This is a genomic window from Mycobacterium sp. (genome assembly GCF_040509115.1).
In the GTDB taxonomy this organism is placed as follows: Bacteria; Actinomycetota; Actinomycetes; order Mycobacteriales; family Mycobacteriaceae; genus Mycobacterium.
This window is the reverse complement of record NZ_JBEVLO010000109.1, coordinates 1-7,240: the sequence shown is the minus strand read 5'-3', so window position 1 is coordinate 7,240 and position 7,240 is coordinate 1. Positions and strand designations below refer to the sequence as shown.

7 protein-coding genes and 1 pseudogene are annotated in these 7,240 nt (G+C 65.6%); 5 read left to right on the top strand and 3 right to left on the bottom strand.

The genetic code is table 11. The annotated features are described in order from the left end of the window. The 3 genes and pseudogenes from ABW137_RS08850 to ABW137_RS08840 form a co-directional block, all read right to left on the bottom strand. Window positions 1-358, bottom strand: a pseudogene (locus ABW137_RS08850) (acyl-CoA synthetase); the annotation flags it as partial. A 3-nt stretch (window positions 359-361) separates the two neighbouring features. Further along, on the bottom strand, window positions 362-1,459 hold the full coding sequence (locus tag ABW137_RS08845) for an acyl-CoA dehydrogenase family protein (protein ID WP_526398967.1): 1,098 nt from the start codon (window positions 1,457-1,459) through the stop codon (window positions 362-364). An 18-nt stretch (window positions 1,460-1,477) separates the two neighbouring features. Continuing rightward, window positions 1,478-2,659: an acyl-CoA dehydrogenase family protein gene (locus ABW137_RS08840; protein ID WP_526398965.1), complete on the bottom strand. Its 1,182-nt coding sequence runs from the start codon at window positions 2,657-2,659 to the stop codon at window positions 1,478-1,480. 142 nt (window positions 2,660-2,801) lie between these two features. Here ABW137_RS08840 and ABW137_RS08835 point away from each other — a divergent pair, with 142 nt between their 5' ends. The 5 genes from ABW137_RS08835 (at window position 2,802) to ABW137_RS08815 (ending at window position 7,119) form a co-directional block, all read left to right on the top strand. Continuing rightward, on the top strand, window positions 2,802-2,993 hold the full coding sequence (locus tag ABW137_RS08835) for a ferredoxin (RefSeq protein ID WP_526398963.1): 192 nt from the start codon (window positions 2,802-2,804) through the stop codon (window positions 2,991-2,993). Window positions 2,994-3,030: 37 nt separating this feature from the next. After that, window positions 3,031-3,948, top strand: coding sequence for a 3-oxoacyl-ACP reductase (locus ABW137_RS08830; RefSeq protein WP_526398961.1), 918 nt, complete (start codon window positions 3,031-3,033; stop codon window positions 3,946-3,948). Between the two features lie 254 nt (window positions 3,949-4,202). Beyond that, entirely contained in the window at window positions 4,203-4,967 is a 765-nt protein-coding gene (locus ABW137_RS08825; RefSeq protein WP_526398959.1) for an MlaE family ABC transporter permease, read from the top strand. A 100-nt stretch (window positions 4,968-5,067) separates the two neighbouring features. Next, window positions 5,068-5,910 (top strand): MlaE family ABC transporter permease, encoded by an 843-nt coding sequence (locus ABW137_RS08820; RefSeq protein ID WP_526398957.1) that lies wholly within the window; start codon window positions 5,068-5,070, stop codon window positions 5,908-5,910. A gap of 12 nt (window positions 5,911-5,922) precedes the next feature. Next, a complete protein-coding gene (locus tag ABW137_RS08815; protein ID WP_526398955.1) occupies window positions 5,923-7,119 on the top strand; it encodes an MCE family protein in 1,197 nt (398 codons plus the stop codon). The last annotated feature ends 121 nt before the right edge of the window (window positions 7,120-7,240 follow it).

Here is a 7,240-nt window from a genome sequence, read left to right as displayed (position 1 = left end):
CGTCGCTCGACATTCCCAGGTCGCTTCGCTCCTGCCCGCCGATGTCAGCGAGCACCAGCTGGCAGTCGGCGCGCTCGATGTCGCGGGCCAGCGCGGCGCCGCGCCTGGTCGGGTTCAGCCCCACCGGCACCAGACCGCGGACGGCCGCGGCGACCAGAACGGACGAGAAGAACGGCGTATTACCCAGGAGGACACCGAAATGCGGCGGCTTCGCCGGGTCCATCCGTGCAGTCAGCGCGGCGGCGAGATCGGCGCCGGCTTGAATGTGGTCTCGCCAGCTGACGAACTCGTCCTCGGCGTGGACGCCGCGGTCGGAGACGTCGGTCAGCGGGGCGAGCAGTTCCCCGACGGTGTCCACTTCTCAGGCTGGGGTGTCGGCCAGCTCGCGGCCGATACGCAGCAGCTGACCCGTCGCTCCGCCCACCGCGAACTCGTTCTGCTTGGCGGCCAGGAAGTATCGGTGCACCGGATGGTCGGTGTCGATCCCGACGCCGCCGTGCACGTGCACCGTCGTGTGCGCTACTCGATGGCCCGCCTCGGCCGCCCAGAACGCCGCCGTGCCGACCTCGAGATCGGCAGGCAGATCCTCGGACAGTCGCCACGCGGCTTGGGTCAGGGTGAGCCGCAGGCCCTTCACGTCGATGTAGGCGTCGGCCAGCCGCTGACCGACGGCCTGAAAGCTACCGATCGGCCGGTCGAACTGCTCACGTTCCCTGGCGTACTCCGCCGTCAGCTCCAACGCTCGCTCCAGCACTCCAAGTTGAAAGGCACTGTGCCCCAACGCTCGTCGGGCGGTCAGCCACGACTGGACGTCGTCGGCACCAACGATCCGGCTGGCGTCGAGGTCGGTGCCCTGCAACTCCAGCAGACCCACGCTGCCGTGTCCCGTGGTGTCCAATGAGGTGATCGTGACGCCGGGGTCGCCCGCCGCGACGAGGAATACCTTGACGCCGGAGTCGGATTCGGCCGGCACCAGGTAGGCATCGGCGACCGGCGCATAGGCGACGAGCGCTCTGGTGCCGGTGAGGCGGAAGCCGCCCGAAAGGGCTTGAGCCTGCACCGCTCCCTGGCCCATCTCGCCGTCGGGTGCGACGGTCAGGATCTTCTCCCCCGAGACGGCGGGCGTCGCCCACTCCCGTTGCAGGTCAGCGGAGCCGAACTTGGCGATGGCGCCAGCCGCCAGCACGATCGATTCGAGGTAGGGCACCGCGGCGATCTGCCTGCCCAGCGCGACCAACACGGCCGTCTCCTCGAGCACCCCGAAACCGCCGCCGCCCAACGATTCCGGCGCAGCCGTCGAAAGGATGTCGGCAGCGGCGAGCTTCGACCACAGGTCGCGGTCGAAGCGTTCGTCGAGCTCGTCCAGTTCGCGCTGCCGCTCGGGAGTGCAGACCGAGTCGACGATCGAGCGGGCCAGGCCGCCGAGGTCTTCGGCGGCTTCCGTCGTAGAAAAATCCATGTGAACTCTCCGCGTCCCTTACCGGTTCACTCGGGGTAGCCCGAGGGCGACCATGCCGATGATGTCTCGCTGAATCTCGTTGGTACCGCCGCCGAAGGTCAGAATCAGGCACGACCGGTGCATGCGCTCGATGCGACCGCGCAGCAGCGCGCCAGGGGAGTTCGTGCGGAGCGTGGCCGACGTGCCGAGCACCTCCATCAGCAGGCGGTACGCCTCGGTGGCCAGCTCGGTGCCGTAGACCTTGGCCGCCGACGCGTCCGCAGGTGACGGCGCGGCGTCGGTGGCCGAGGCCAACTCCCAGTTGATGAGTTTGAGCACTTCGGCCTTGGCGTGCACCCGGGCGAGGTTGAGCTGCACCCACTGCGAGTCGATCAGCCGGTTGCCGTGCACGTCCTTGGTGTTCTGCGCCCATTCGCGGACGCCGTTCAGTGCGGAGAAGATGGGCTGAGCCGAAACCAGTGCGACGCGCTCGTGGTTGAGCTGGTTGGTCACCAGCTTCCAACCGCCGTTCTCCTCGCCGACGAGGCTGCTGGTCGGGACGCGGACGTCCTGGTAGTAAGTGGCACTGGTGTCGACGCCCGCCATCGTGTGCACCGGCGTCCAGGAGAAGCCGTCCGCCGTCGTTGGCACGATGAGCATCGAGATGCCCCGGTGTTTCTTGGCCTCGGGATTGGTGCGCACGGCCAACCACACGTAGTCCGCGTAGGCGATCAGACTGGTCCACATCTTCTGCCCGTTGACGACGTAGTCATCTCCGTCGCGGACGGCGGTGGTGCGCAGCGAGGCGAGGTCGGTGCCCGCGCCGGGCTCCGAGTAGCCGATGGCGAAGTGCAGATCGCCGGATGCGATCTTGGGCAGGAAGAACTTCTTCTGCTCGTCGGTGCCGAAGGCCATGATCGTCGGCGCGACACTGTTGATGGTCAAGAACGGCACCGGAACGTTGGCGATGGCGGCCTCGTCGTTGAAGATGAGCCCCTCCATGGGCGTGCGGGCCTGGCCGCCGAACTCCTTGGGCCAGCTCAACGTCAGCCAGCCGTCCCTGCCCATCTGAGCGACGGTGTCGCGATACACGCTGCCCCGGCCCATCTCACCGTCACTGGAGCTCAACGCCTCGGCCCGCTCGGGCGTCATCAGTTTGGTGAAGTACGAGCGCAACTCGCGGCGCAACTCCTCCTGCTCGGGGCTGTAGCCGATCCGCATCGCCGTTCCTCACTGTCTCCGGGGTACCCGTGGGCCTCCCCGGTTGTAACACGTTCTAGTCTTGGAATCCAGGCGCGGTTATTCTGAGCCGACGATGGGCGCGGACTCCGCACCTGGGTAACGAGGACTGGAGGGTGTCGTCATGCGAGTCGAAGTCGACCGCGATCGCTGCGAAGGCAACGCCGTGTGCGTGGGTATTGCCCCGGACCTGTTTGATCTCGATGACGAGGACTACGCCGTCGTCAAGGCCGACCCCGTGCCCGACGACCAAGCCGACGTGGCAGAACAGTCGGTGGCCGAGTGCCCCCGCGCCGCCCTGATTCGCAAAGACTAGAGGTATTCATAAATTGAGCCCGGACGCGAGGAGCGACATGACGGAATCGACCGCGATTGATCTCTCCGGACGAGTCGCGGTGGTGACGGGTGCCGCGGCGGGCCTCGGCCGCGCAGAGGCGATCGGCCTGGCGAGAGCGGGCGCGACCGTCGTCGTCAACGACATCGCAGGTGGGCTCGATCAGTCCGACGTGCTGGACGAAATCGCGGCGGCAGGCTCCAAGGGCGTCGCCGTTGCCGGCGACATCAGCGCCCGCAGCACCGCCGACGAGCTGGTGGCCACCGCGGATTCGCTCGGCGGTCTCTCGATCGTCGTCAACAACGCGGGCATCACCAGAGACCGGATGCTGTTCAACATGACCGACGAGGACTGGGATGCGGTCATCGCCGTGCATTTGCGCGGCCACTTCCTGCTCACCCGCAATGCGGCGACCTATTGGCGGGACAAGGCCAAGGCCGACGGTGGAACCGTGTACGGGCGCTTGGTGAACACCTCGTCCGAGGCGGGCCTGGCGGGTCCCGTCGGACAGGCCAACTACGGGGCAGCCAAGGCGGGCATCACGGCACTGACGTTGACCGCGGCCCGCGCGTTGGGCCGCTACGGCGTCCGCGCAAACGCCATCGCCCCGCGGGCCAGAACCGCGATGACGGCGGACGTCTTCGGTGACGCACCCGAGTTGCCGGACGGACAGATCGATGGGCTCTCGCCCGAACACGTCGTCACGCTGGTGCAGTTCCTGTCCTCACCGGCCGCCGAAGGCGTCAACGGCCAGCTCTTCATCGTCTATGGTCCGACTGTGACGCTCGTGGCAGCTCCGACGGCCGAGAAGCACTTCACCGCGGACTCCGCTGCCTGGGGTCTCGACGACCTGAATTCGACGATGGTGCAGTACTTTGCTAATCGCAACCCCGAGCTGGGTTTCTCGGCCAATGCATTGATGACTTCGCGAGACTGACAGAGTTCATTGTCAACCTGCTGTGAGGGCTAGAACACGTTCTAGAATGACGTTGATCACACCCGCCTTGACCTGGGGAAATGCCTCGACGATGACGGATTTCGCGGTTCTTTGACACTGCGAACGTGTTCTAGTTAATATGAGCCGGCTCACTTAGAGCAGCGCATTGCAAAGGGGCGAGAACGCCGATTTGACTGGTGGTCCCGGACTATTCGCCATATCGTTCACACCCCCGGTCAAGAACGGAGCCCAGGTTGATCGAACAGCTTGCGGCACCGGCCCGGGCCGTGGGCGGGTTCGTCGAGATGTCCCTGGAGACGTTCCTCAAGATCTTCCGTCGGCCGTTCCAGTTTCGCGAGTTCCTCGATCAGACGTGGATGATCGCGCGCGTTTCCCTGATCCCGACGCTGCTGGTCGCCATCCCCTTCACGGTCCTGGTCGCGTTCACGCTGAACATCCTTCTCCGCGAACTCGGCGCGGCCGACCTCTCCGGTGCGGGTACGGCGTTCGGCACCATCACTCAGCTCGGGCCGGTGGTGACGGTGCTCGTCGTTGCCGGCGCGGGCGCGACGGCCATCTGCGCCGACCTCGGCGCCCGCACCATCCGTGAAGAGATCGACGCGATGCGGGTGCTCGGCATCGACCCCATCCAACGGCTTGTGGTTCCGCGCGTACTTGCCTCGACGGTGGTCGCGCTGCTGCTCAACGGGCTGGTCTGTGCCATCGGCATCTCTGGGGGCTACGTCTTCTCCGTCTTCCTGCAGGGCGTCAACCCCGGCGCCTTCATCAACGGTCTGACGGTCCTGACCGGGTTGGGCGAACTGATGCTCGCCGAAGTCAAGGCGATGCTGTTCGGCGTGGTCGCCGGCCTGGTGGGCTGCTATCGCGGGCTCACCGTGAAGGGTGGCCCCAAGGGCGTGGGCGTTGCGGTCAACGAGACCGTCGTCTACGCCTTCATCTGCCTGTTCGTGATCAACGTGATCATGACGGCGATTGGCGTGAGAGTGCTGGCCCGCTGATGAGCGCTTGGGCAGCGATGAGCCTCTCGGGCGAAGAGCAGAGGGTGACGAGCCCCTCGGGCGAAGAGCAGAGGGTGACGAAGAGTCGAGGGCTCCGCTAGTGAGTTACGACGCCACTCTGCGCATTCGCCGCTTCTTCCGCGGCCTACCCAAGGCCGTCGACGTCGTCGGTGAGCAGGCGCTGTTCTACGGCGAGTCCGTGCGCTACATCCCCAACGCGATCACCCGCTACCGCAAGGAGACCATCCGCCTCATCGCCGAGATGAGCATGGGCTCCGGCGCATTGGTGATGATCGGCGGAACGGTCGGCGTCGCCGCGTTTCTGACCCTGGCTTCCGGCGGTACCGTCGCCGTCCAGGGCTACTCGTCGCTCGGCAACATCGGCATCGAGGCGCTGACCGGTTTCCTCTCGGCCTTCCTCAACGTGCGCATCATCGCGCCGGTGATCGCGGGGATCGCCCTGGCAGCGACCATCGGCGCGGGCACCACGGCACAGTTGGGCGCCATGCGCGTCGCCGAGGAGATCGACGCGGTCGAGGCGATGGCAGTGCATGCGGTGTCCTACCTGGTCTCGACCCGCATCATCGCCGGACTCATCGCCATCATTCCGCTGTATTCGCTGTCGGTTCTCGCGGCGTTCTTCGCGGCGCGGTTCACCACCGTGTTCATCAACGGGCAGTCCGCTGGCCTCTACGACCACTACTTCAACACGTTCCTGGTGCCCACCGATCTGCTGTGGTCGTTCCTGCAGGCCGTCGTCATGTCGATCGCGGTGATGCTGGTGCACACGTACTACGGGTTCAACGCATCCGGTGGCCCCGTCGGGGTCGGCATCGCGGTGGGGCAGGCCGTTCGCACGTCGCTGATCGTGGTCGTCACGATCACCCTGTTCATCTCCCTGGCCGTCTATGGCGCGTCGGGCAACTTCAACCTTTCCGGATAGGCGGCGACGTCGATGGACGCCAAGCGCAGTCATGTGAGGATCGCTGCGGCGATTCTCACGGCTGTGTTGGTCGCAGCGACCGTCTTCACCTACCTGTCGTACACCGCGGCGTTCACGTCCACCGACACGGTGACGGTCAAGGCGCCGCGTGCCGGTCTGGTCATGGAAACCGACGCGAAGGTCAAGTACCGCGGCATCCAGATCGGGAAGGTTTCCGCCATCGAGTACGCGGGCGACCAGGCCAAGTTGACCCTTGACGTGAACAGCAGCCAAATGCGTTACGTGCCTGCCAATGCCACGGTGCGCATTGCGGGCACGACGGTCTTCGGTGCCAAGTCGGTCGAGTTCCTCACCCCGGAGGACCCGATCGGCGCGCTGAGTCCCGGTGAGACGAAGGACGTCGCGGACGGGGAAGTGCAGCTCGAGGTGAACACGCTGTTCCAGACCTTGACCAACACGCTGCAGAAGGTCGATCCGATCAACCTCAACGCGACGCTGAGCGCGCTCGGCGAGGGCCTGCGCGGCAACGGTGACGATCTCGGTGCGACGCTCTCCGGCCTGAATTACTATCTGCAACAGTTCAATCCGAAGCTTCCCGCGCTACAGCAGGTGTTCCAGAAGACGGCCGTCGTCGGCAACATCTATGCCGACGCGGCCCCCGATCTGGTGACGGTCTTCGAGAACACGCCCACCATCAGCAAGACAATCGTCGACCAGCAGGACAACTTGAACGCGACGCTGTTGGCGGCCACCGGGCTGGCCAACAACGGCACGGCGACGCTGCAGCCTGCCGCCGACGACCTCATCGCCGCCATCCAGCGGTTCCGGGCGCCGCTGAAGGTGCTGGGTGACTACTCGCCGGAACTCGGCTGCATCTTTACGGGGACGAAGAAGGCGCTGGACACGTTCGCGCCCGTCATCGGCGGCATCCGGCCGGGCCTGTTCGTCGCGTCAAACTTCCTGCCCGGCGCGCCCGCGTATACGTATCCCGAGAGCCTGCCGATGGTCAACGCATCGGGTGGGCCCAATTGCCGTGGCCTGCCGAATGTTCCGAGTAAGCAGTACGGCGGATCGTGGTACCACACGCCGTTCCTGGTCACCGACAACGCCTACATTCCCTACCAGCCCAACACCGAGTTGCAGTTCGACGCGCCATCGACGCTCCAGTTCCTGTTCCACGGTGCGTTCGCGGAACGGGATGATTACTGATGAGCGCTTGCGCGAAGAAGAGAGTGCACTGATGAGCGCTTGCGCGAAGAAGAGAGTGCACTGATGAGCGCTTGCGCGAAGAAGAGAGTGCACTGATGAGCGCTTGCGCGAAGACGAGAGT

Bases quoted from the DNA above. Each gene is read 5' to 3' on its own strand.
- ABW137_RS08815 (WP_526398955.1), top strand. From the start codon at position 5,923: ATGGACGCCAAGCGCAGTCATGTGAGGATCGCTGCGGCGATTCTCACG.
- ABW137_RS08840 (WP_526398965.1), bottom strand. From the start codon at position 2,659: ATGCGGATCGGCTACAGCCCCGAGCAGGAGGAGTTGCGCCGCGAGTTG.
- ABW137_RS08830 (WP_526398961.1), top strand. From the start codon at position 3,031: ATGACGGAATCGACCGCGATTGATCTCTCCGGACGAGTCGCGGTGGTG.
- ABW137_RS08835 (WP_526398963.1), top strand. From the start codon at position 2,802: ATGCGAGTCGAAGTCGACCGCGATCGCTGCGAAGGCAACGCCGTGTGC.
- ABW137_RS08845 (WP_526398967.1), bottom strand. From the start codon at position 1,459: ATGGATTTTTCTACGACGGAAGCCGCCGAAGACCTCGGCGGCCTGGCC.